The organism is Nitrospina sp. P1_D6 (assembly GCF_052156615.1).
Taxonomy (GTDB): Bacteria; Nitrospinota; Nitrospinia; order Nitrospinales; family Nitrospinaceae; genus Nitrospina.
This window is the reverse complement of sequence record NZ_JBQKUN010000003.1, coordinates 288,657-311,360: the sequence shown is the minus strand read 5'-3', so window position 1 is coordinate 311,360 and position 22,704 is coordinate 288,657. Positions and strand designations below refer to the sequence as shown.

Sequence of the window (22,704 nt, the reverse complement as noted above, 5' to 3'; positions counted from 1 at the left end):
GATTTTGAATCAGGAGGTACACCATGAAACGCTTCCACCAGATAAAAAAAACAGCAGCCCTTTTTTCCCTCGTTCTTTCCATGTCCGGCACCGCCTGGGCCTCTACGGTGCACAACCATTCCACGATTCCGGTGAAGTGGGAATTTTCCAAAACCATACAGGCCAAAATCGACCGCAGTTTTCAGGCCGCGAAGTCTCTGGGAACGCTGGGTCTCTCCAAGTTCGAGCAACGAAAGTTCGATCACTACGGGATCAAGGTGAACAACCGTTTCAAAAGTCATTACAACGGGCACGTGTTGAACGTGGAGCGGACCACGATGGGTCTCCGCATATTGGATATTGCCGACATGAGCCGCATCGCCGCAACCGAGACCATCCCGGTTCGTGAATTGGAAGGGGCTGCCTTCATGATGAAGAATGCAAGGAAGAGCCATGCCGGACATGATCATGCCGTTCGCCACATTGAGTGGACTTTCGGCAACACCACCCACGAAAAAATAATGGATCGTCTCAACAGCACATCCGGCCCGGCCTTCGTTGGATTGAGTGAGTTCGAGCACACCCTTTTGGGTGAGTATGGCATTCGCATCGGGGATGCGTTCCAGGCGGACATCATGAACCTGCCCTACATGGCCATGCGCACTTCCGGTGGGTTGTTGGTGCACCGGAAACTGCAGGGCAGGGTGGTCGCCGAGCGTCCGGTATCCAACAACGCGGACCGGTTCTGACCGGTCCGCATGGCAGGAAAGCAGCATGAATTCAACCAATTTTGATAAGAGGAGAACAGCCATGAATACGATTAGAAAAAGTTTTGCGATCATGATAATGTGCGCCCTGATTCTTGCCCCTTCGGTGAAAGCCCCCGCCAGCGAAACGAAAACCGGTGGTTACGAATGGATGCATGGACCCAACAGCACCGTGCTTCTCAAGCCCGGCTGGGTCACCAGCTGCCAGAATGATTTTGTGATTGAAAACGATTCAGAGACGGGAGCGACGGTGCGGGTTGATCTTGGTATCGAGAGGTTCAGCACCGATGCCATCACAGGCAACGGAAAGCGGTTGTATTCGATGAGGAAAAGCCTGTCTTTTGCCAAGCAGTTGGGAAAAACCGTGAACATGGATGACGTTGCCCAGGTTCGGAACGAGAGCAAGAATTCGACCGTGCGCGTGCATTGTTGAAGGACAAGGAAGGAACTGGAAAAATGAATGCCATGAGCGAAATTGCCCAATGGATACCGATCGGAGAACTGTCGCGACTGACAGGGATCAGCACCCACACCCTCCGCATCTGGGAAAAGCGGTACGGGACGCCCCAGGCGCACCGCCTTCCTTCGGGGCACCGCCGTTATCCGCGGGATGAAGTTCCCCGGCTGAGGGCGGTGGCGCAGGCATTGGATTCCGGATTCCGTGCCGGACGAGTGGTGGGAGCTTCCCTGGAAGAACTGCAGGCCTTACTTGGGGTCGGGCCCGGCAGGGCTTCCAGGGTTTCTCCGGCTATGGAGAATGCGACGTCCGGGCAGGCAAGCAGGAACCTCATTGTCGAAAAATGGATCCGGGCCGTGCATCTTTACGACGAAGCCAGCCTCACCCAGAGTTTGCACGAAGAGTGGGGGCGGCAGGGTCCCTTGTCATTCGTACTCGATTATGCGGGTCCTTTCCTGAAACGTCTGGGTCAGGGCTGGGCCATGGGAGAGCTCACTGTTTCCCAGGAGCACTTCGCGTCGGAAAGGTTATCGGATTTTCTTGCGGACAAATGGCGCACGCTCAATGACCGCAAGGAGGGATCCATTGTGGTGCTCACCACCCTGCCCGGGGAGACACACCGTCTGGGACTGTTGATGTGCGCGGTCATCACCGCGCTCACCCGTTTCAAGATTCTGTACCTGGGAGCCGACACGCCTGTGCAGGATATCAAAGATGCCACTCGAAAATCCGGAGCCCTCCTTCTGGCTGTCAGCGTATCTTCATGGATGCCCCAAAGCGAAGTGGAATCGCAACTCACTGAATTGAGAAAAGGCTTGTCCCCAAGCGTGGAACTGATCGTTGGGGGAGCGGGGGCCCCAGAAGGCATGCCTGGGATGCATCGACTTTCGCAGTTTGGTGAATACTTCGAGTGGTTGTCCGGAAAGGCACCTTCTTCCTGATTCGTTTCCCCGGTGCTGTTAAGAAGGTCCCCTTCCTTCCGGGGAAAAGCCATTAGACCTTTCCTGTGTTTTCTGCAAGAATAAAACAACGGGCCCTGCCGGGACGGTCTACTTCAAAAAATCACACCCTCCATACCCATGTTCCTGAACCGCTACCCAGGCTACAGTTTTCTGACTATCCTGCTCGCCACCTTCAACCTGTTCCATATGGGCGTCGTTCTGGCCTCGCTGGTGACGGGATTGATGAGTGGCATTCTCTGGGCTGCGGGTGACAAGTTATGGGCGCTGGTATTTCTGGTCATTGCCGCCTTCGGTCTTTCCCACCAGATCTTTTCCAGGCTGTTTCACCTGTGTTCCATCCGCGGGCTGCGGCGAAAAGGAGATGTCCTGCAGGTGAAAAACCCGCGTACCGGAGAGTGGTTGAGCTGGGATCGGGTGCTTTCCTTTGAGAAAGCCAACTTTCCATCGTCCGGAGTCAGGCGTTCCTACGCCAACTACCCGGGCATCCGTTTTGCCCTCAAACGCGATCCGGAGTCGGAAGAGGAATCATTATTGGTAGCGGAAGACCGCTTTGGCTGGGGAATGGAACCGGTGCGCGACCGGGTATTCGAGGACCTGCTTAAAAAATACCCTCAAAATGCAGTGGATGTATGACAAAGAAACCCGGTCCCGGCCCTTGTTTCCAGGGCCGGGACGAACAGGTTTCGGGAAAGGATTTTCCTGCTCACCCGGAATTGCGGAGCGCCGGTTTATTTAAATACGGCCAGCTCATCCTTTTTAGGCTTGGGATTCTCCGGCAGTTGAATGCAGCGAAGCCGGATGTCAGATTTCGGCCCGAGATTGATAATGACTGCCTCATCCTCGTTTTTCGGGATATCGTGGCCATGAAATTTTGCCGTCAGCAAGGTTCCCGGCAGGCTGAATGCGCGGCGTTCCTGCGGGTTCAGCAATTCATCGACATAGACCTTGTGTCCCAGCACCACCTTGAGATCGGCTGTCTCTCCCGCCATGTTTTCCACGATGAAGTCCGTTTTGCATCGTTGCGCTTCTCCGGGTTTGATCACCGTCATTTTGACTGTAGCCGGCGTGGTGCTGCTTTCCTGAGCCGCCGCCAGCCCGGGAACCAGCAGGCATGCGGCCATTACGATCCCTGCAATCCAATTTGTTTTTGTATTCATAACCCAACTCCCTCCTGAGTGTGGTGGGTTGGTTTCTCCGCCCTGGCCCCTCTCCCTTGCCGGGCAACAGGTGGAATCCTGTGTATGCATACCCTTCAATATGTTCCCCCTTTGCGGTTTGGCAAGCGGCGAGGCCGTGGATTTTGTTTGGGAAAACGCCATCGGAACCCGTTTTCCAGGCTAGGAAGGCCAAATGGGCCGGGATCCGTGCAAAAAATCATAAAAATCTGACAAATTTTGTCAGAGGTTGTTACGGGATGCCGATAAAAGTTGTGCCGTTTTTGGCCTTATTAACCTAAAACAATTGAAAAATAACAGGAGCGAATGGGGGATGCCGAACTTGTCGAATTTTGGCACGAATCTGGAATAAACAGGGGTAAAGGAAATCAATTTGTAGAGTAAGGGTAAACCAGATTTCAAAAAGAAAACGGAGGAACCCCAAATGAAAAAAATCATCGCAAGCATGATGATCGCGTTTTTCGTCAGTTTCCTTGGAATGACTGGCACGGCCCTGGCCCACAAGTCGGACAGGGGTGACGATGCCAGCTGGAAATCCTTCAAGCACATGGTGGTGAAGGTGAAGGCCTGGGGAAATAAAATGTGGAACGACGCCCCTGAAGAAAAGAAGGTCAAACATAAGAAAGCCTGGAAGCGGATGGCGAACAAACTGAAAGCCGCCAAGAGCAAAGCCTGTGACAAGGCCAGTGACAAGGCCAAATCCAAGGCGAATCACAAATCCCGCCTGGCTGCCTGTGAACCTGGAAATACCGAACCGCCGCCCGCTCCGACTCCGGAACCGGTGGAAGAACCGGCCCCGACCACAACCGAGCCGGCTCCGACCGCTACGGAACCCGAGCCTCAGCCTTCGGCAACCTGCGATGGTTCGGATCCTTTCAATCCGGCTTGCATGTAATTTCAGGTAAAATGCAGTAACTATATCTGCCCGGCGCCCTTTATGGGTGCCGGGTTTTTATTTTGGCCCGGCTGGTGACCCATCCCGTATAATGAAATTCCACTTGGAATGAAGCGGGAGACTCTCTATGCACTGGATCAAAAACGGAATCGGACTCATGGCGGGGGTGGCGTTTTGGGGTTTTTTTGGATTGGGCGCGGTGCAGGCGGAAATTGATCCGCAAAAAGAACGCGATATCCGCAAACTGCTCCGCGTCTCCGGAATCTACAAGCAACTGGACTACATGAAGGAAGGCGTTCTCGATGCCTACGGGACCATGATCGCCTCCGCTTATCCCAAAGTGCCGGACGCGTTCTGGAAGGATTATTACGGCCTTGTCGGCGACGAGGAAATGAAGGATCTCATCGACCGCGTGGTGCCGGTATACGACAGCCACATGTCCCATGAGGTGATCAAAAAACTCATAGGTATGTTCGAAAACCCGTTCTGGGAAGAATGGAAGCAGAAGATGCCCCTCATCAGCCGGGAAGCCGGGCTGGCCGGCAACGAGTGGAGCCAGGAACTGGTCAAGTCCGATGCATTCCGCAACCAGGTGGATGCGCTGATCGAAAAATACAAGCTGGAGGCTTTGAACTCAAAACAGGAATCGCCTCCGGTTTCAACCGAATGAGTCCTCCCAGAGGACCTCAAGCCCGTATCATGGACACTTTCGCCAGGAGAAAACCATGAACGCCGCAACGGCCCGGAAGGTGAAGGTTTTTGTCATGGTGACCGCCCTGTTGTGTCTGGCCGTTTCACCCCTGTATGCCGATCCGAAATCGTCTGAAACCGATCCCACTCCGGAATGCCAGGAGATGGCGTCCTCAAAGATGGACCATCCTGAGTCCGGTTCCACCTGTGAGCCGGTGGCCGACCTCGAATCCAAGGGGGTGGAGGACCCATCCGATGCCAAACCGGGCGCCGGGGAGGAATCCGGCCAGAAAAACGAAACGCCCCGAAAACCGCTTCCCCAATGCTCGGACCCGCTTTTTGCCGAGGCCAACCCGGCCCTGTGTTTCTGATGCGGTAAGCGCAGAGCCCTGAACCGCACCTCCCCTTGCCGCCTGCCGGTTGAGATCAGGAACGGGAATTCAACTCTGCCATTGCAGAGGACACTCCACCGGGCCATTCGAAAATGGCGAACGAAAACACCTCATACGGCCCCATATCGTCGTACAACTTCACCAGCCGCAATTCCGGGTTTTTCTCCACAACCCGGTCCAGCGGAAACATCCTCAAGCTGCCGACAAAGTAAAGCCGTTTGCCTTCCAATTCCTGAACGGGAACGACCCGCCGTTTCTTCGGCTGGTATTTGGAAGACACCGTGACGAATTCCCGCGCGCTCTTCAGCGAGTGGGGAAACGAGACCGGACGCCACGCTTCATAGAGATCGATCCCCGGCTGGTCCTTGAGATACATATAGAGCGCGTCGCTTGGAATGCCCAGCTTGAACGTGGTGAATACGGCAATGGGTCCGTTGCGACTCTCGTTCTTGAGGAAGTGGACCGCATCGGTGACGGCATAGGGTCCCTGGGGATACCGGACGTATTGCCAGTGGTCGAGTTCGGTCCAGGCGGCTGTTTCCGGTTCAGTGAGGTAGTGGATGTTCCACTTCCAGGCCGGAATCAGGCAGGCCACTCCCAGTGCAATGGCGGCCGTCCCCGCCACAAGCGGAGAACGCGGCTTCAGGGTTTCATGGACATACCGCATGAGACAACGCAGGCCTTCCGCAGTCAGGATTGCGAGCGGCGGCACGCCCACCAGGAAATAGCGCGGATAGGCCACTTCGGCCAAAATCAGGAACACAGCCGTTGGCAGAAAAAGCCACAGAAGGAGAAACGCCGCGGTTCTGGGTTGAGTACGCAGGGACACTCCCGTTCCCATCACCGCGAGAATCATAACCGGAACCGTGATGTACAACAGCCCCACCTCAAACAGTTCTCTCAGGTGGGGCAGAAGCCGCGGATGGTCGAAGGTGAGAACCGCAGCCAGAGTTTCCAGTAAAGGAACCTTGTGATGCAGGACCTTGCTTGCATTGGAAAAGAGGTAATCGGGTTCATGCAGAAGGAACGGCAGGGCCAGGAGTCCGAAAACCACACCGCTCACCGAAAGCCGTATCCAGAGTTCGAGGTTGCGGGGATGGTTGAACAAAAAAACCGCCATCACGGGCAATGCGAGAAACATCAACAACGGTGTTTTGGTGAGGAACCCCAGTCCCGCAAACATCCCCAGCGCAAATGTCCAGCGCCAGGAAGGCCTGTCATCTCTGGCCAGGCGCAACCCGGCATAAACCGTCCAGATGACGAATGTCGCAAGCAGGGCGTCGGTCAGGCCCAGACGATCATGAGTCAAAACCAGGGGCAGCGACAGGTAAATGAACGCGGCCAGTCCCGCCGTGTGGCGGGAGAAAAGGAGCGCACCGATCCGCCACAGCCCCGCTACAGCCAGTCCCCCGGCCACCACTGAAATCATCCTCGATGAGACGAGCAGGTCGTCGAACCAGCCCAGCGTGATTGCGTTCAGCCAGAAAAAGAAAGGCGGTTTTCCGTCCACCGCAGAGACAAACAGGGAAGCAGGATCGTTCCGGATGATGTCGGCCCAGCGCAGGTAAATGGCTTCATCGAACACCATCGGCAGGCCCAGAAGGGAATAGAGGCGCGTGAGGGCATAGAGCCCGATCAAAGCCGCGGGCGCGCAAAATGGATGCGTTAAGTAGGATCTCATACAACGGCTGGCAAGGATTCGGTGTGAATCTTTCAAAACAGGTTCGGGCAATTGAAGCCAAATAGCAAATATTATCCTCAATGGACAAACCGTTCCCTGTCACGGTCACCCCGGCCGGATAAAACCTCCACGATGAAAGTTCCCCGCCCCGTACAGAGGCATGCTGAAAATGATTTGTATAATCGCTTCTTAATCCGTGGATAATTGCGAATCCCTCCTGCATGGATCCTCATCTAAATATTAAGTGCCAAGCGGTTTTCCGGGACCTATATTCATAAGAAGGTTGTATGGGTTCACTTCCAACGGAGTCGCAACATGGACACAGCTTCCCAATTAGGCATCCGAAAGGTTTTTTCGGTGGAATTCGTGGTCGACTTTTTCGACCGCAGCCGTAACTTTTACATCGAGAAGATGGGCCTCGTGGAAACCCACCGGTCCACCCCTCAATGGGAGGAGCGGTTCAAAAGCAAGGCCATCTATTTTTCCGCCAATGACGTTCGCCTCATGGTCTCGACGCCTCTGTCGAACCACAGCTACACCGCGCAGTACCTCAAAATCCTCTGCCCCGGCATCCGCAACGTCACCCTGCAGGTGGAAGACCTCGACCGCGCCGTCGATTACCTGAAAGAGCATCACGCCACCTTCGTGCATCCGGAAAAGGTGGTGGAAGCGGGCCACAGCCGCCACCGCTTCGTGACCATCGCCACCCCCATCGGGTTTCTGGAAATCACGTTTCTCGAAGTCACGGGCAACGAGGAAGACATTCCCATGTTCGAGAAGGTGTCGCATCCCCCGGCGGAGCGGTCCCCCTTCAAGATTATCGACCACATGACCATCAACGCCCGTACGCTGTACCCGGTTTATAATTTTTTCGAGCATGTGCTGGACTTCAAAAAATTCTGGAGCGTGTCGTTCCACACACCGGACACCCGGTCCGGGCGCAAGGGCACGGGACTGTCGTCGCAGGTCATGTACGACCCGGGTTCGCAGGTGAAGTTCGCCACCAACGAACCGCTGTACCCGCACTTCAACGAGTCGCAGATCCAGACCTTCGTCGAACGCAACCACGGCGCGGGCATCCAGCACATCGCGCTGGCGGTGGACAACCTGCTGGAAACGGTGGAGACGCTGAAGGCCCGCGGCATTGAATTTCTCGACACGCCGGATACCTATTACGACATGCTTCCGGAACGCATCGCCAAACAGAACATCGGTAAAATCAGGGAAGAGATCAGGGACCTGAAAAAAGCGGGCATCCTGGTGGACGGCGATAACGGCGACTACCTGCTTCAGATTTTCCTCAAGGACGCGTCCGGTCTGTACCACGAAGAAAACGCGGGTCCCTTTTTCTTCGAAATCATTCAGCGGTGCGGACATCCCGGGTTCGGTGAGGGCAACTTCCGCGCCCTGTTCGAGGCCATCGAAATGCAGGAGTCGGTTTCATGAAGCTGTTGCGCTATGTGGCACCGGGGCAGCCGTCTCACGACGGCCTGCTCCATGAAGGCCACGTGTTCCCGTTGATCGGCATGAATACCGTGGAGGCGCTCAGCGCCCTGCATGCAGGCGATTCCCTGTTGCGCAAAATCGTGGAACAACCCGGCCTGCCGCTGGAAGTGGTCACGCTACTGCCGCCGGTGGAAAAACCCGGGGCGTTCATGGATTTCTACACGTTCGAACAGCATGTCAAGACCGCCCGGAGCAAGCGCGGACTGGAGATGGTGCCGGAATGGTACCAGTACCCGGTGTGGTACAACGGTTCGCCGCGCTGTTTCAGCGGACACAACACCACCGTCACCTTTCCCCCCGGTGAGAAGAAAAAGGATTTCGAGCTGGAACTGGGCGTGGTCCTCAAAAAGGAATGCCGCGGCGTTTCGGAGAAGGAGGCCACCGACTGCATCGGCGCGTACACCATCGTCAACGATTTTTCCGCGCGCGCGCTCCAGGCGGAAGTCATGAAAGTCGGGCTGGGCCCGGCGAAGGGCAAGGACTTCAACACGGGGCTCGGGCCGTGGATGGTGACGCCCGATGAAATTCCCGATCCGCGCAACCTCACCATGCGCGCCTGGGTGAACGGGGAATTGCTGACGGAAGCCAACAGCGGCTCGTCGCATTTCACTTTCGAGCAGGCCATCGTCTTCGCCTGCGAGTACCAGACGCTGTACCCCGGCGACGTGCTGGCCAGCGGTACCGTGGGCGGTGGATGCGGACTGGAACTCGACCGTTTTTTGAACAGTGGCGACGTGGTTGAACTGGAAATCGAACACATAGGGAGGCTGACCCACAAGGTCGGTTGAATCTTCATGTTCCGTTACATGCAGCTGGGCAACATCGCACCCATGCACCACACCGCGCACTACGCGGGATCGAAACTGCTCAACGAATACTGCTTCACGCGCGAAGGGTTTGAAGAGCCTTATTCAATCCTATACATGCACCACCCGCCGACCGGCGAGTCGATGCGCGAGGTCTATACCGAGGCGGCGTGGGGGCGCCCCACACCGCGCGGCGAGGCGCTTTTGGAGCGACGGCATTTCCGCGGCTGGCAGGTTCAGCCGGAAAAGCATTTCATCACCGGCCGCACCCTGCTGGCATTCAACGACGACCTCACTTACGGACTGTGTCATCCGGCAAAAGAAGAGAAAACCTTTTTCGCCAACAACGACGCCGACGAGCTGTTCTTCCTTTACGAGGGAGCAGCCACACTGCAAAGCCTGTTCGGCAAAATAAGATTGCGCGCGGGCGACTACCTCGTCATCCCGCGGTCGTGTCCGTACCGCTTCCGCTTCGACACCCCTCCCGGTCTGCTGTACGTGGAGGGCAAACGCGACATCGACATCCCCCCGGAGTTCCGCCACGACGCGGGGCAGTTCAAGATGGACGCGCCGTATTCCGAGCGCAGTTTTCAACTGCCGGAATGGGATTCCGACCTGTTTGAGAACGAGGAGCCGGTGTCCATCGTGCGCAAGCGGCAGGGCGCATTCACGCGCACACATTATTCCGAGAACTATTTCCGGCTGGAAGGCTGGGACGGTTACGTGTACCCGTACGCGATCAACCTCGACGCCATCCAGCCCAAAACCGGCCGCGTGCACCTGCCTCCCACCTCGCACCTCACGTTTGCGGGCGGGGGATTCGCAGTGATGAGTTTCCTGCCCCGGCCTCTGGACTTCGATTCCAAAGCGGTGCCGTGTCCTTTCTACCATTCGTCCGTCAACTGCGACGAGTTGCTGTTCTACCATTCCGGAAACTTCACCAGCAGGAAGGGCATCGAGCGCGGCTCGATCAGCTACCATCCATCAGGCATTCCGCACGGACCCCATCCCGGCGCGTATGCGGGGTCCATCGGGGCGAAACAGACCGAGGAGCAGGCGGTGATGGTCGATACCTTCGCGCCGATGATATTGACGGCGGAAGGCGAAGCGCTGGAAGACCCGGATTATCCCAAAAGCTGGCAGGAGACCCGCAAATGACCCAACACAACGGCTATGCCGCCATCCGTCCGGCGGACCATTTCTGGGTGGATGTGTACCACCTGATGAATTCCATCGTGCAGCCGCGTCCCATCGCGTGGATTTCCAGCATCTCCGCCGACGGCAGACGCAATCTCGCGCCGTTCAGTTATTTCAACATCTGTTCGATGAACCCGCCGATGATCTCCAATTCCATTTTCTTCAACCGCGACGGATCGGAGAAGGACACGCTGAAAAACATCAGGGCCACGCGCGAGTACGTGGTGGGTGTGGTTTCGTACGAGGCGGCGGACAAGGCGAACCTGAGCTCCGCGCCGTTCGACTACGGCGTCAGCGAGTTCGAGGAAGCCGAGGTGGCGGTGATCGAGCGCGGGGAAGGCAAACCGCCGTTCATCGCCGAAAGCCCGGTGCAACTGGTGTGCGAACTCAACCGCACGGTGCCTTTGGGAAGCGGCGCGGGCACGGGCACGCTGGTGCTGGGCGACGTGCGTGAAATTTATCTTTCCGAATCCCTTTCCTCCATCGAGTGGAAAAAGGGCATCCCTCCCGAACTGCTCAACAACGTCGGCCGGATGGGCGCGGACTTTTATGCCAAGACCACCGACCGGTTCCGCATGGAACGCCCCACGGTCAAAAAATGACGGGCCCATCTGAAAGGTCACCCCAATGAGCCGGGAAAACTCCTTCACCTACATATACAGCGCCGTGCGCACGCCCATCGGGCGGTTCAACGGCGCCCTCGCGCCGGTGCCCGCACCGGAACTGGTGGCGTTCGCCATCCGCGAAGCCCTCAAACGTGGCGGGTTCGAGGGTGAGGACATCGACGAGGTGATCCTCGGCAACGTGTTGACCGCGGGCGTGGGCCAGGCCCCGGCGCGGCAGGCGGCATTGCATTCCGGCATCCCGGACAGCGTCGGCGCTACCACCGTCAACAAGGTGTGCGGTTCCGGCATGAAGGCGGTGATGATGGCGGATCAATCGATCCGGCTGAATCAATCCGATTTTGTTGTCGCCGGGGGAATGGAGAACATGAGCCGCGCGCCGTTCCTCGTGCCGCACATGCGGCGCGGCCACAAGCTGGGAAACGCCCACATGGTGGACGGCATGATCCACGACGGGCTGTGGGACCCGCATGAGAACCGGCACATGGGTGAGTTGAGCCAGATCCTCGCGCACCGTCTCGGTTACACTCGCGAGGCGCAGGACGCGTACGCAAAAGAAAGTTACACCCGCGCGCGCAAGGCGATGGACAAGGGCATCGTGGCGAAGGAACTGGTGACCGTTCCCGTATGGCACCGGACGTATACGCAGACCGTCGATCACGACGAGCAACCGCACCTCGACAATCTGGACCAGTTCGACTCGATGCCGCCGGTGTTCGAAAAGCCGGGCGGCACCATCACCAAGGCCAACGGAGCGAAACTGAGCGACGGCGCGGCGGCGTTGATCGTCGGCAAGCCGTCAGCCAACCACAAACCGCTGGCGCGCATTTTGGGATACGCCACGCACGCGCAGTCGCCGGACACCTTCGCGCTGGCGCCGGTGGAGGCCATCCGGAAAGTGCTTGCGGCGGCGCGGCTGGAGATCCGGGACATCGACCTGTTCGAAATCAATGAAGCCTTCGCTCCGATGTCCCTTGCCGTGCACGACCAACTGGGTCTCGACCCGGAGAAGGTGAACGTGCATGGGGGATCGATTGCTCTGGGCCATCCTATCGGCGCGACGGGGGCACGCATCCTGGTTACACTGCTCAATGCGCTCCAGACGCAGGGTAAGAAGCGTGGATGCGCCAGTCTGTGCATCGGCGGCGGCGAGGCCACGGCGATGGTGATCGAACTGGTGTGACGCGATTGATCCGACTTTTTTTAAGGAGACGGTGATGAACCCGATCCTTTGGCGGCCTTCTAAACAACGGGTGCAGCATTCCCACATGGCCCGGTTCATGAAAGGTGTGAACCGGGAATTCGATCTCAACATCAAAACCTATTCCACCCTGCACCGCTGGTCGGTGAAGTGCCTCGAACAGTTCTGGGAATACTACCTGCGCCAGTCGGGGATCGATCTCACCCGCCCGCCGAAACAGACCCTTTCCTCGAAGATCCTGCCCGGTGCGGTGTGGTTCGACGGCGCGGAACTCAATTACGCGGCGAACCTGCTGAAAGGTCCGGGAAACAAAACGGCCATCATCAGCCGCTCGGAGACGCGCCCGACCACGCACATGACCTTCGACACACTCCGCCACCAGGTGGCGTGTTTCGCCTCGGCGCTGCGCCGCGCGGGAGTGGAGCAGGGCGACCGCGTGGCGGGTTACCTGCCGAACATTGTGGAGACGGTGATCGCCATGCTGGGCACGTCGGCGGTGGGCGGGGTGTGGACCTCGTGCTCGCCGGATTTCGGTTTGCAGGGCGTGCTCGACCGCTTCGGCCAGGTGGAGCCGAAGGTGCTGGTCACGGTGGACGGATACACTTACAACGGCAAGGCGCATTCCCTCGACGACCGTCTGCGGCAACTCGTGCCGAAGATAAACGGACTGCGCGATGTGGTTGTCGTGCCCTACCTCGATCCCGACTACGACCCGTCCAAGCTCGATCTTCCGTCCACGGTTCTATGGAAGGAGTTTGCGCGCGAGGGCGGCGACGTGGAATTGCGGTTCGATCCGGTGGGCTTCAACGATCCCCTGTTCATCCTTTATTCCTCCGGCACCACCGGCCTGCCGAAAGGCATCGTGCACGGGGCCGGCGGCACGCTGTTGCAACATCATAAAGAGCACGCGCTTCATACCGACATCGGTCCCGACGACGTGGTGTTTTATTACACCACCTGCGGCTGGATGATGTGGAACTGGCTGGTCTCCGCACTGGCTCGTCATGCGACCATCGTCCTCTACGAAGGCTCGCCTGCGTACCCGTCGCTCGACTTACTGTGGCAGTTGGTGGAGGAGACGGGCATCACTGTGTTCGGCACCAGTCCGAAGTATCTCGCCATCAACCGGGAACAGGGCAAGGAGCCGGGAAAAGGGGCAAATCTCTCCAGCCTGAAAGCGATCCTGTCCACCGGATCGCCTCTCGACCGCGAAGGGTTCCGTTACGTGTACCGCGCCATCAAAAAAGATGTGCAGTTGTCGTCGATCTCCGGGGGCACCGACATCATCTCCTGCTTCATGCTGGGGAACCCCATGCTTCCGGTGCGCGAGGAAGAAATCCAGTGCCTGGGGCTGGGCATGGACGTGGCGGCGCTCGGCCCCGGGAACAAACCCGTAGTTGGTGAACAGGGAGAACTGGTGTGTCGCTCGCCCGCGCCTTCCATGCCGGTGGCGTTCTGGAACGACCCGGACGGGTCGCGCTATCGCAGTGCGTATTTCGAGAAAGTGCCCGGCGTGTGGGTGCATGGCGACTACATCAGCATCACCAGGGAAGGCGGCGTGATCGTGTACGGACGGAGCGACGCCACGCTCAATCCGGGCGGGGTGCGCATCGGCACTGCGGAGATCTACCGTGTGGTGGAGAACCTTCCGGAGGTGCAGGACAGCGTGGTGATCGGCGTGGAGGAGGAGGGGGACATCCGCCTTCTCCTGTTCGTGGTGCTGGCGGAAGGGGTGGAACTCGATGATGCCCTGCAGGCGCGTATCCGTCATGCCCTCAAGACCGAAGAATCGCCGCGGCATGTGCCGCACGAAATGTTCCAGGTGCGGGAGGTGCCGAAAACCATGAATGGCAAGAAGGTGGAACTGGCCGTGCGCGGGATTTTTGCCGGCACCCCTCCGGCCAACCGGCACGTCATCGTCAATGCCGGGTGCCTCGCGGAATATGAAGAACTGTACGGCCGCAGGCTGGCGGTGCGGGGCGGGTGAGGCGCCCTTCAAAAAGTCGAAAAAACCGGCCCGTTGGGGCACGCCCGCGAGCCGATTGATTTTCTTTGCTTACTTCGGTAGTCCTAACTGTTTCAGGCTCCCACCACGAGCGGATAATGGTTCCGCATGGCTTCCCGGTTGTGGCGGTCGCGGTCGAGCCCCATCCAGAATGTGTAGATCGCGTCCAGCGCCTTTTCTCCCGCCAGCAGGAACTTTTCGTTGTCAAAATCCGGCTTGTGGAATGCCTGCTGCAGTTCCTCCAGCACGTTGTCGCCGTGTCCCTTCTCACTGTCGAAATGGAACTCGAAGAAGTCGAGCGGGATGGCGGGGTCGCCGTAAGCGTGACAGGTTTCGTTGTAGATTTCGAGTCCGCCGATCAGTTCTTTCCAGAAGTTGTTGGCCTCCTCGGAGGTGCCGATGCCCCAGGCCGCCCAGGTTTCGATGGCGTAACTGGCACCGCGTCCGACTTCCCCGTCCTTGCTTCCGTAGGTTTCCTCCAGGCCGCGGATGAAACGCCGTGTGGAAGGCGTGGCCGTGTCCCAGCTTCCCAGCAGTTCCGGGTTCAGGCCCAGCGGTTGGGCGGTGTCGCGCAACCAGTTGATGTGGGCCCAGCGGGTTTTGAACGGCTGGTTTTCGGTGGTGCCGTCGGGGTTGATGTGCACGCCCAGTTCGTTGGCCAGGATGTAACGTGCGTGCGCCTCCGCCTCCAGGTCCGGTGCGTGCATCATGCGCATCATCTGCACGAGCAGGAACCATTTTGAAAAAACGGCGAATTGCGTGAACAGGTGAATCAGATCCTCGAGGGTGAATGTTCCCTGCCGAAACCATTTGCAGTAGGGGTTGTAAATGATGACAGGATGCTGGTGAATTCGCGTTTGAATGGTTGCCCAAAATTCGTCGAATTGCTTTTTGGAGTTCATGGCAAACCTCGATATTGTTATTTGTTACCCGCACGCACAACAAGGAACCTTTGATTTAAAAGGCTCCACCTATATAAAAGTAGGCCCCTCTCCGGGAAATTTCCATTTAAAGACGAACCTCTGGTCCCCTGGTTAGACCGCATCTTCACGATATCGGATAAGCGAAACTGAATGATGGGCGAAACGAAGGTCGGCGGGAAGTCGATTGAGAAAAACCTCATTGCAAAATGACCGGTTCGCTTGAAACCCGTTTTACAGAAAGTACCGGAATAATTGAACTCCCGGATCAGCGGAAGTCCTTTTGGTTTTGGGTTTTGGGTCAAAACTATATTGCTATGAAGTAAGGTACATTAGGGGGTTTGTCAGATAAAAAATATTCTGTTTACCTTATTTTTGGAGAAAATTTGATGGTTTTCAGATAACATAAAGGTAAGGTTTGTAATTGAGAAAAGGCAGAAATCCGTTTGGAATACGGATTCGTGTGTTCACAGGTTCCGCCAATGCAAATAAGGTTCGGAGGTGGATCGAGAGCAAAGTGGTCGGAAAACGAAGAAGCCTCAGTTTTTTTTTGAGACGTTTGGGCAATCTCCGGTGTTCGTCGAATAAGGGGTGGGAACCATTGCCAATGAATACTTCCAGGAAGATCTTTGGTCTGATTGCGCTGGTGGGCGTTCTGGTTGGAATGCTCGGTTATTTTCTTCTCAATCATTCCCAGTCCATTATCAAGGAACGCATTGCAGGCGAAATTCAGAATTTGACCGAAAGCACGCTGGAGTCTGTCAACCGCATCCTTTTCATGCGTGGTGAGGAGCTCCAGATCCTGGCTCACAGCCTGCCGATTATGGAAATGGTCGAGCAATCCAACCGGGAGTTCGACGCCTTGCCGGACCGCGACGCCTTCATCCGCCAGACGGACGAGGCCTGGCTGGCCGGACAGGATACCGAAACGGTCCAAACTCTCCTGAACAATCCCCTGTCCCGAACCTTCACCGAAAAACGCCGGTTTCTGCAAAAGAAATACGGCGTGGAGGTGTTCAACGAAATCTTCGCCACCAACCGGTATGGTGCGCTGATAGCCGCCTCCCCCCGCACGACGGATTATTACCAGGCAGACGAAAGCTGGTACCAGGAAGCACTGAAGTCGGAAGACGACGTGTATGTGGAAGACATTGCGTTCGATGAGAGCACCGATTCCTTTTCCACAACGCTGGCCGTACGCATGAGGGACGACGAGAACCGGTTTGTGGGAATGATCAAGGCCGGCCTTCACATTGTGATCATCCGCAATCTGCTGGATCAGTTTAAAAAAGAGGAATCCATCCAGTCCCTCAACTATTTCCTTGTCGATGGCAAGGGCTCGGTGATTTTAAGCAGTCTGGCCAATTCCATCACAGGCGGCAGGAGTCCGGCAAGGATCCATCCTTTTGGAAAAGACCTGTCCTCGTGGGAACCCGTGTCGCGGGTGCTTGCAGGAGAGAACGGTTATTATTTCCAGGAAAAAGGGGGGCAGACATCTCTGATCACCTACCAGCGGTCCCGGAACTTTGAAAATGTTTCCGGACTCCGCTGGTCCCTCATCCTCCAAATGGACGCGAAAGAAGTTCTGGAGCCGATATCCGTTTTGCGCATGGGCCTGGGAGGCATATGGGGGGTCCTGATTCTGCTTGCGCTGGTCGTGGGCGGGATTCTTATTTTCGCCTTCGTTCAGCCCGCGGAAAAACTCATGCGAACCACCCGGCCCCGTGTCCGTCCCGGTCGGGAAAGGGTTCCATCCGATTCGGTACGTGAAAGCCCGGTGGCAGAGACCGAGCCCATCCAGGACATCTCCCTGTCCTTCAAAAACATGACGGACGAGTTGGTGTTGCACCTGGAGGAACTGGAAAAACAGGTTTCGACCAAGGCCGAAGCACTTCTCGCTGCGAAAAAGGATGCGGAAAAAGCCAACCAGGCCAAAAGCCTGTTCATCTCCAACATGAGTCATGAGATCCGCACCCCTCTCAATGCGGTGCTCGGGTATGCGCAGATCCTGGACCGCGACCCCAAACTCGATTCCAAACAAAAGGCGAAGATCAAGGGGATTTACCATTCCGGATCGCGGCTGTTGCAATTGATCAACGATGTCCTGGATATTTCCAAGATCGAGGCGCGCAAGGAAGATTTGCATATTCATCCTTTCAATCTCAATGACCTGGTCTGGGAAGTGGACTCCCGTTACGGGGCCTTGTGTCGCGGCAAGGGACTGGAATGGGCGGTCACGGGCGATGTGGATCGCCCCCTTCCTGTGTACGGGGACGAGCAGAAAATCCACCAGGTATTGAGCAACCTGCTCGACAACGCCTTCAAGTTCACGGAATCGGGCCGCGTGGAATTGCGGGTAACCCGGGCGGAGGGGGACGTTTACCGGTTCGAAGTGATCGACACCGGCCCCGGCATCGCCCCTGAAAACCAGGATGCCGTGTTCGGCATATTTGAGCAGGGGAAAGCGGGTGTGGAAAAGGGTGGGGTCGGCCTCGGACTGGCCATCTGCAGGCGACTGGTGGAACTGATGGGCGGGGACATGAAGCTGGAATCTAAAAATGGCGGCCCCACGCAGTTTTCTTTCGAACTGCCGCTGCCCCCCTCCGAGCGCCCAACGAGGGTGGGCCCGGCGGATCTGAAAAAACACGTCACCCTGGCACCCGGAATATCCCTGCGCACTCTCATTGTGGATGACGACCCCAACCATCTGGACATCATGCAGGAAATACTCCAGCGCGCCGGCATGGAAGTCAGAATCGCCGTGAACGGGCGCGAGGGACTGGCCGTGCTTGAGGAATGGAACCCCGACCTTCTTCTTATTGATTACCGCATGCCGGAAATGGACGGATTGGAAATGCTTCGCCAGATCTCCCGCAGGCATGGCCCCGACCGGTATCGAATTGTCATGGTTTCAGCCTCCGCACTGGATCACGAAAAGAAAATGTTCCTGGATAACGGGGTGACCACGGTCATCTCCAAACCGCTGGTCCGGGAGGAGCTTCTGGAGGCCATCCGTCGTATCATGTCCGTGGAGTTTGTCGCCGGCTGCCAGGACAACGGGAACGGGAGCGAGCCGGAGGAGCCGGCCATTGAGTACACCCAACTCTCCATTCCCACCGTGGTGGTGGAGGAGATGCGGGAGGCGCTGGCGAAAGGGCTTTTCGATGATTTCGAAAAACTGCTCCCGGCGATCGCGCATATGGGTCTGGAGGAAGAAAAACTTGCCGCCCGATTGCAGCGCATGGCCGAGGCGTGTGACAAAGCCTCCATCACCGCTGAACTGGACAAGATCCCCCCGCATCATTAAGAACCTCCTGTCTTCTGCTCCCGGCAAACCAGGCGGAATCTGCCCCGATGGTTGTTCTCTTTCCTCCCCGGGTTTCATTTGAAAAATTTGGGGTGAAACCAAACTTTCCTTGGCTTATAGTTAAATAGACTGCCGCTTATCGGCTCCCGATCCCTGACCATCGGCGGACTCTTCCCGTTGACCGGGTAGCCATCCAGCCCCGTACCGGGCCTGGCAAAAAGTTTCGACCGGCTCTTTTATCAAAGGAGGCTGGAACCATGAAACTGGGTCAAAAGCTGTACACCTTCATTCTTCTGTTTGCCCTGGGTGTGGGCATTGTTGTTTACATTCAGTTCAGCTTTGCCCAGGAAACGTTTCGCAACCAGGCGGGCAAGGAAGCCAGCCGGCTGGCCCAGATTTATCTGGACTTTCTTGAAAGCCAAATTTCACTTCGTACAGAGGGAGTTGAACGACTGGCCCATGACCGACGGGTGGTCGCCATGGCGCAGCAGTCCAATGAATATTTCGACGCCCTTTCCGATCCGGAATCCGAGATTGCGGAAATCGAGTCGGCCTGGGTGAGCGGGCAACCGCATCCCCACATCGATGACCTTTTAAAAAACGACCTCTCCAAAGTCTTCTCCAGAAAAATCCGTTTTTTTCTTAAAAAATTTGAAGAAAGCCTGTATGGCGAGATCCTTGTCGCCAATCGGCATGGAGTCATTTTCGCCGCCCACCCCAAGAGCAGTGATTTTTATCAGGCAGACGAGGATTGGTTCCGGCATTCATTGAATCGCCCGGACATCTGGATGGATGAAATCGGTTTTGACGCCAGTTCCAAGACCTTTTCTCTATCCGTGGCGACCCGGATTGTCGATGACGACCAGGTGCTGGGTGTGTTGAAGGTGGGCCTGAAACTCAATGCCCTTCGTGAAATCCTCGACCATTATAAGAGCATTTCCACTTTCAAGAGTTTCCAGTATTACCTGGTGGACAGGGATGGAGAGGGAATCTTGACCAGCCTGTCGAACGAGGAAACAGTAGGGATGCTTGCAGAGGGCGCCGGATTTTTCGGCACCCCTCTTGCCACGTGGACTCCGGTGGAGCGGTTGTTGAAAGGGCAGACGGGGTATATGTACCTGGACGAAGGCGGAGCCCAAACCCTGGTGGCTTTTGCACCTTCCCGCCGCCTGAAGGACTCCGAAGGTTTGGGCTGGGGGCTGGTTTTGGAAATGGATGCCGGGGAAGTGCTGGCTCCTTCCCGTCATCTGGAAAAACGGCTGCAATGGATTTTTGCTTTGGCGCTGACCCTGTTTTTGATTCTGGGAGGGATCTTTGTGGTGTCGATCACCCGCCCGGTCCGGGCCCTCACGGAAGGGGCGCGAAAACTGGAGAGCGGGGATTGGGATGTGAATGTGGCCACTCAATCCGCAGATGAAATGGGGGAGTTGTCCCGCGCCTTCCAGAGCATGGCCCGGGAATTGTTGAAAAATAACAAGGAACTGGAAAACCGGGTTCGCGAACGAACGGCGGAATACCAGAGGGAACAGGAAAAGGCGGAGAAAGCCAATCAAGCCAAAAGCGTTTTCCTGTCGACCATGAGCCATGAAATCCGCACGCCCTTGAACGCCGTGCTGGGTTATTCCCAGATCCTGGCGCGTGATATCCGGCTGGACCCCCTTCAAAAGAAAAAAATCCAGGCCATTTACCTTTCGGGCAAGCATCTGCTGGCCCTCATCAACGATGTTCTGGACCTTTCCAAGATTGAAGCCGGCAAACTTGAAATTTACACGGAGGATTTCGATCTGGCCGAAATGATCCGGGAAGTGGTCAGGATGAATGTGGGGGTTTGCGAGCAAAAGGGTCTCAAACTCAAAGTCACGGGCATGAACCTCGGTGAAAAGGTGGGAGTGCGCGGGGACCAGGCAAAAATCCGGCAGGTGCTGATCAACCTGGTTGGGAATGCCATCAAATTCACGGAACAGGGAGAAGTTGAATTGAAGGTTGAGCAGGGGGAGGGGAACCGGTTCGACTTCACTGTCCGGGATTCCGGGCCGGGCATCTCGGCCGAATACCAGAAACTGATATTCGAACCCTTTGGCCAGGTGGACCGTGAAAAAGGCAAGGGAGGTACGGGATTGGGACTCGCCATCTGCAAACGGTTGATAGATGGCATGGGCGGGAAACTGGAGGTGGTTTCGATGGAAGGGGAGGGATCGTGTTTTTACTATTCCCTTGACCTGCCGCCGGCAGAGGGTCCCTTGCCGCAAAAGGACGACACCCTGCATGCCGTCACCGGGCTGGCTGCCGGGTTTCAGGTGAAGGCGCTGGTCGTGGATGACAATGAGACCAATACGCAAATCCTCGTGGAAATGCTGGAAGCGCTCGAAGTGGAAACCCAGTCTGTGGAGAGTGGACGCAAGGCCATGGACCGGTTGCGGAAGTGGGTGCCGGACATCATTTTCCTGGATTACAGCATGCCGGACATGAACGGCCTGCAGGTGGTGGAGCAGATTCACCAGCGCTTCGGCAAGGACCAGATCAAAATTGTCATGGTGTCGGCCTACACGTTCACCCATTACCGGAAAATGTTTGAAATTGGCGGCAGCCATGCCGTGCTCAAAAAGCCTGTCCAAAGGGAAGAAATTCTTGAGGTCATCCAGAATCTTCTGGGTGTGGAATTTCAGCGGGCTTGATCGAAGAGGGTGCCTGAACGAGCCCCTGCCTGCTTACGGCTTTTCCTGGTTGTCCTTTCCCACTCTTGTATTTATTGAATCCAGCCTTTATGGTATTAAATTAAAACTTCAGTCCCTGTTTTGTTTTGGGGCCGCGACCTTTTGCATCGCGGCAATTTCGCATCGAAAAAATTTTGCCTGCGAAAAAAGCGGACCACCCGGTTTGCGAACCCCTTCTTGTTGAGAGCAGTGACTGGTTTGGGCATACGTTATCATTCTTGAAAACATGGGGAGGTTGTATGGCGGAAGAAAAGAAAGCGGCGAGCCCGGGAGGGACCGGTCCTCAAGCGGCGCAGAAAAAAGGCGGTCAGAACCTGAAGCTGAACTGGGACGATTCAAAAATGCAGACCACCTATGCCAATGTGGTCAACGCATCCAGCACGCGCGAGGAAGTGTCCATCTTCTTCGGCACCAACCAGACTTGGAATGTGCCGCAGGACAATGAAGTGACGATTCAGCTCAGCGACCGCATGGTGCTCAACCCGTTTGCCGCCAAACGTCTCCTGGTTCTGTTGAACAAAATCATCGCGGAATACGAAGAGCGGTTCGGCCGCCTGCCCTTGGACGGTGAAACCCGCTGAAGCACGGTTTTTGTTTCAATCAAGGGGAACACCTAAGGGTGCCGGATCGAAGACCCAACCAAAAAACCCCCGCTTTAAAAAGCGGGGGTTTTGTTTTTTTGATAGCGGCTGACGGTCCGGGGGGCTCAATCCGGTCTCACCTGCCTCGCGACAGGCTTTGAAGGAAACCTAACGGTGAGCCATCACCCAGGGGGGACTCTTCTCTGCCATGACATTGGTGCGTGCCTCAATGCGTGCCAGGTAATGCACTTGCAGGTCGCCTGCAGTGTTGTCCACGACCAGGTAGTAATCGCCGCTCTTCGGGGTGATCACCGAAAACTTGATTTCATGGGATGCCACCGACTGGAACAGCGCCCGGTCGATTTGCGGGTATTTCTGGAACCCTTCCTTGTCGAGCAACAGCACCCGGATTTCTTCATCGCTGGTCAGTTCAAAATTCAGGGTCGATCCCTGGTAGACATTCTGGAGACGGGTGGAGTTCCATTCGTGGGCCGGAATGGAGGCGGTCAACTCAACGGATTTCTTCCCGGCCCAGGCCGGTGTGCAGACCAGCATTCCCAGTAATATGGTGGCAAGCAAACGCATCATAAGTTCCCCCTTTTGGGTTGGGATTACCACGAAACAGGGCGTGATTGCGAACTTCTCCTATTTATTATCAGAAAATTCCTACAAGAATTCAACGGGAATTCTGATCATTTCTACATCGGGGTGGTGTCGAGTAAAGGGAAAAGGATGTTTGTTGCTTTTGTTTCAATATGTTCAATTTAATATCCGTTCTTCTAAGTTCGTAATTCCTTAATTTGTAAAGTTTCTAACCTCCATTTTCAAATTCATGAGGGAACGGGT

Annotated in this window: 20 protein-coding genes; 16 read left to right on the top strand and 4 right to left on the bottom strand. The window is 56.4% G+C overall.

Annotated features, from left to right (window positions below):
- The first annotated feature begins 23 nt into the window (after positions 1-23).
- The 4 genes from ACTRXA_RS07570 (at position 24) to ACTRXA_RS07555 (ending at position 2,798) form a co-directional block, all read left to right on the top strand.
- Positions 24-728 (top strand): hypothetical protein, encoded by a 705-nt coding sequence (locus ACTRXA_RS07570; RefSeq protein WP_442426599.1) that lies wholly within the window; start codon positions 24-26, stop codon positions 726-728.
- Between the two features lie 61 nt (positions 729-789).
- The gene (locus ACTRXA_RS07565; RefSeq protein ID WP_442426598.1) at positions 790-1,179 is read left to right on the top strand and encodes a hypothetical protein; all 390 of its coding nucleotides are present in this window, start codon (positions 790-792) and stop codon (positions 1,177-1,179) included.
- Between the two features lie 32 nt (positions 1,180-1,211).
- A complete protein-coding gene (locus ACTRXA_RS07560; protein WP_442426597.1) occupies positions 1,212-2,144 on the top strand; it encodes a MerR family transcriptional regulator in 933 nt (310 codons plus the stop codon).
- 138 nt (positions 2,145-2,282) lie between these two features.
- Entirely contained in the window at positions 2,283-2,798 is a 516-nt protein-coding gene (locus tag ACTRXA_RS07555) for a hypothetical protein (protein WP_442426596.1), read from the top strand.
- A gap of 95 nt (positions 2,799-2,893) precedes the next feature.
- On the opposite strand, the gene ACTRXA_RS07550 is transcribed toward ACTRXA_RS07555, so the two are convergent.
- Positions 2,894-3,322, bottom strand: coding sequence for a hypothetical protein (locus tag ACTRXA_RS07550; RefSeq protein WP_442426595.1), 429 nt, complete (start codon positions 3,320-3,322; stop codon positions 2,894-2,896).
- Between the two features lie 442 nt (positions 3,323-3,764).
- On the opposite strand from ACTRXA_RS07550, the gene ACTRXA_RS07545 reads away from it, so the two are divergent.
- The 3 genes from ACTRXA_RS07545 (at position 3,765) to ACTRXA_RS07535 (ending at position 5,296) form a co-directional block, all read left to right on the top strand.
- Positions 3,765-4,235 (top strand): hypothetical protein, encoded by a 471-nt coding sequence (locus ACTRXA_RS07545; RefSeq protein WP_442426594.1) that lies wholly within the window; start codon positions 3,765-3,767, stop codon positions 4,233-4,235.
- A gap of 127 nt (positions 4,236-4,362) precedes the next feature.
- A complete protein-coding gene (locus ACTRXA_RS07540; RefSeq protein WP_442426593.1) occupies positions 4,363-4,905 on the top strand; it encodes a DUF2059 domain-containing protein in 543 nt (180 codons plus the stop codon).
- 55 nt (positions 4,906-4,960) lie between these two features.
- Positions 4,961-5,296, top strand: a complete 336-nt coding sequence (locus ACTRXA_RS07535; RefSeq protein ID WP_442426592.1) for a hypothetical protein — start codon at positions 4,961-4,963, stop codon at positions 5,294-5,296.
- A gap of 55 nt (positions 5,297-5,351) precedes the next feature.
- Here the strand turns inward: ACTRXA_RS07535 and ACTRXA_RS07530 are convergent, their stop codons facing one another.
- A complete protein-coding gene (locus ACTRXA_RS07530) occupies positions 5,352-6,998 on the bottom strand; it encodes an ArnT family glycosyltransferase (RefSeq protein WP_442426591.1) in 1,647 nt (548 codons plus the stop codon).
- A gap of 315 nt (positions 6,999-7,313) precedes the next feature.
- On the opposite strand from ACTRXA_RS07530, the gene ACTRXA_RS07525 reads away from it, so the two are divergent.
- Genes ACTRXA_RS07525 through ACTRXA_RS07500 form a run of 6 tightly spaced genes read left to right on the top strand, consistent with a single transcriptional unit; the run spans position 7,314 to position 14,318 of the window.
- A complete protein-coding gene (locus ACTRXA_RS07525; protein ID WP_442426590.1) occupies positions 7,314-8,444 on the top strand; it encodes a VOC family protein in 1,131 nt (376 codons plus the stop codon).
- A complete protein-coding gene (locus ACTRXA_RS07520; RefSeq protein ID WP_442426589.1) occupies positions 8,441-9,292 on the top strand; it encodes a fumarylacetoacetate hydrolase family protein in 852 nt (283 codons plus the stop codon). Before ACTRXA_RS07525 ends, ACTRXA_RS07520 begins: the two co-directional genes overlap by 4 nt.
- A 6-nt stretch (positions 9,293-9,298) precedes the next feature.
- Positions 9,299-10,468 carry a homogentisate 1,2-dioxygenase gene (locus tag ACTRXA_RS07515; protein WP_442426588.1) on the top strand — a complete coding sequence of 390 codons (1,170 nt, stop codon included), beginning with the start codon at positions 9,299-9,301 and terminating at the stop codon, positions 10,466-10,468.
- The gene (locus tag ACTRXA_RS07510) at positions 10,465-11,109 is read left to right on the top strand and encodes a flavin reductase family protein (RefSeq protein ID WP_442426587.1); all 645 of its coding nucleotides are present in this window, start codon (positions 10,465-10,467) and stop codon (positions 11,107-11,109) included. Before ACTRXA_RS07515 ends, ACTRXA_RS07510 begins: the two co-directional genes overlap by 4 nt.
- A 25-nt stretch (positions 11,110-11,134) precedes the next feature.
- Positions 11,135-12,313 carry a thiolase family protein gene (locus tag ACTRXA_RS07505; protein WP_442426586.1) on the top strand — a complete coding sequence of 393 codons (1,179 nt, stop codon included), beginning with the start codon at positions 11,135-11,137 and terminating at the stop codon, positions 12,311-12,313.
- A 34-nt stretch (positions 12,314-12,347) separates the two neighbouring features.
- Positions 12,348-14,318, top strand: a complete 1,971-nt coding sequence (locus ACTRXA_RS07500) for an acetoacetate--CoA ligase (RefSeq protein ID WP_442426585.1) — start codon at positions 12,348-12,350, stop codon at positions 14,316-14,318.
- A gap of 92 nt (positions 14,319-14,410) precedes the next feature.
- On the opposite strand, the gene ACTRXA_RS07495 is transcribed toward ACTRXA_RS07500, so the two are convergent.
- A complete protein-coding gene (locus tag ACTRXA_RS07495; protein WP_442426584.1) occupies positions 14,411-15,238 on the bottom strand; it encodes a hypothetical protein in 828 nt (275 codons plus the stop codon).
- A gap of 625 nt (positions 15,239-15,863) precedes the next feature.
- Between ACTRXA_RS07495 and ACTRXA_RS07490 the strand changes: the two genes are divergently transcribed.
- The 3 genes from ACTRXA_RS07490 to ACTRXA_RS07480 all read left to right on the top strand — a co-directional run bounded on the left by ACTRXA_RS07490 (position 15,864) and on the right by ACTRXA_RS07480 (position 21,858).
- On the top strand, positions 15,864-18,563 hold the full coding sequence (locus ACTRXA_RS07490) for an ATP-binding protein (protein ID WP_442426583.1): 2,700 nt from the start codon (positions 15,864-15,866) through the stop codon (positions 18,561-18,563).
- Between the two features lie 257 nt (positions 18,564-18,820).
- Positions 18,821-21,238: an ATP-binding protein gene (locus tag ACTRXA_RS07485; protein WP_442426582.1), complete on the top strand. Its 2,418-nt coding sequence runs from the start codon at positions 18,821-18,823 to the stop codon at positions 21,236-21,238.
- 278 nt (positions 21,239-21,516) lie between these two features.
- Complete coding sequence (locus ACTRXA_RS07480; protein WP_005008434.1) at positions 21,517-21,858, top strand: DUF3467 domain-containing protein; 342 nt, start codon at positions 21,517-21,519, stop codon at positions 21,856-21,858.
- Positions 21,859-22,026: 168 nt separating this feature from the next.
- On the opposite strand, the gene ACTRXA_RS07475 is transcribed toward ACTRXA_RS07480, so the two are convergent.
- On the bottom strand, positions 22,027-22,446 hold the full coding sequence (locus tag ACTRXA_RS07475) for a hypothetical protein (RefSeq protein WP_442426581.1): 420 nt from the start codon (positions 22,444-22,446) through the stop codon (positions 22,027-22,029).
- Positions 22,447-22,704 lie beyond the last annotated feature (258 nt).

Bases quoted from the DNA above. Each gene is read 5' to 3' on its own strand.
- ACTRXA_RS07570 (WP_442426599.1), top strand. From the start codon at position 24: ATGAAACGCTTCCACCAGATAAAAAAAACAGCAGCCCTTTTTTCCCTC.
- ACTRXA_RS07565 (WP_442426598.1), top strand. From the start codon at position 790: ATGAATACGATTAGAAAAAGTTTTGCGATCATGATAATGTGCGCCCTG.
- ACTRXA_RS07560 (WP_442426597.1), top strand. From the start codon at position 1,212: ATGAGCGAAATTGCCCAATGGATACCGATCGGAGAACTGTCGCGACTG.
- ACTRXA_RS07555 (WP_442426596.1), top strand. From the start codon at position 2,283: ATGTTCCTGAACCGCTACCCAGGCTACAGTTTTCTGACTATCCTGCTC.
- ACTRXA_RS07550 (WP_442426595.1), bottom strand. From the start codon at position 3,322: ATGAATACAAAAACAAATTGGATTGCAGGGATCGTAATGGCCGCATGC.
- ACTRXA_RS07545 (WP_442426594.1), top strand. From the start codon at position 3,765: ATGAAAAAAATCATCGCAAGCATGATGATCGCGTTTTTCGTCAGTTTC.
- ACTRXA_RS07540 (WP_442426593.1), top strand. From the start codon at position 4,363: ATGCACTGGATCAAAAACGGAATCGGACTCATGGCGGGGGTGGCGTTT.
- ACTRXA_RS07535 (WP_442426592.1), top strand. From the start codon at position 4,961: ATGAACGCCGCAACGGCCCGGAAGGTGAAGGTTTTTGTCATGGTGACC.
- ACTRXA_RS07530 (WP_442426591.1), bottom strand. From the start codon at position 6,998: ATGAGATCCTACTTAACGCATCCATTTTGCGCGCCCGCGGCTTTGATC.
- ACTRXA_RS07525 (WP_442426590.1), top strand. From the start codon at position 7,314: ATGGACACAGCTTCCCAATTAGGCATCCGAAAGGTTTTTTCGGTGGAA.
- ACTRXA_RS07520 (WP_442426589.1), top strand. From the start codon at position 8,441: ATGAAGCTGTTGCGCTATGTGGCACCGGGGCAGCCGTCTCACGACGGC.
- ACTRXA_RS07515 (WP_442426588.1), top strand. From the start codon at position 9,299: ATGTTCCGTTACATGCAGCTGGGCAACATCGCACCCATGCACCACACC.
- ACTRXA_RS07510 (WP_442426587.1), top strand. From the start codon at position 10,465: ATGACCCAACACAACGGCTATGCCGCCATCCGTCCGGCGGACCATTTC.
- ACTRXA_RS07505 (WP_442426586.1), top strand. From the start codon at position 11,135: ATGAGCCGGGAAAACTCCTTCACCTACATATACAGCGCCGTGCGCACG.
- ACTRXA_RS07500 (WP_442426585.1), top strand. From the start codon at position 12,348: ATGAACCCGATCCTTTGGCGGCCTTCTAAACAACGGGTGCAGCATTCC.
- ACTRXA_RS07495 (WP_442426584.1), bottom strand. From the start codon at position 15,238: ATGAACTCCAAAAAGCAATTCGACGAATTTTGGGCAACCATTCAAACG.
- ACTRXA_RS07490 (WP_442426583.1), top strand. From the start codon at position 15,864: ATGAATACTTCCAGGAAGATCTTTGGTCTGATTGCGCTGGTGGGCGTT.
- ACTRXA_RS07485 (WP_442426582.1), top strand. From the start codon at position 18,821: ATGAAACTGGGTCAAAAGCTGTACACCTTCATTCTTCTGTTTGCCCTG.
- ACTRXA_RS07480 (WP_005008434.1), top strand. From the start codon at position 21,517: ATGGCGGAAGAAAAGAAAGCGGCGAGCCCGGGAGGGACCGGTCCTCAA.
- ACTRXA_RS07475 (WP_442426581.1), bottom strand. From the start codon at position 22,446: ATGATGCGTTTGCTTGCCACCATATTACTGGGAATGCTGGTCTGCACA.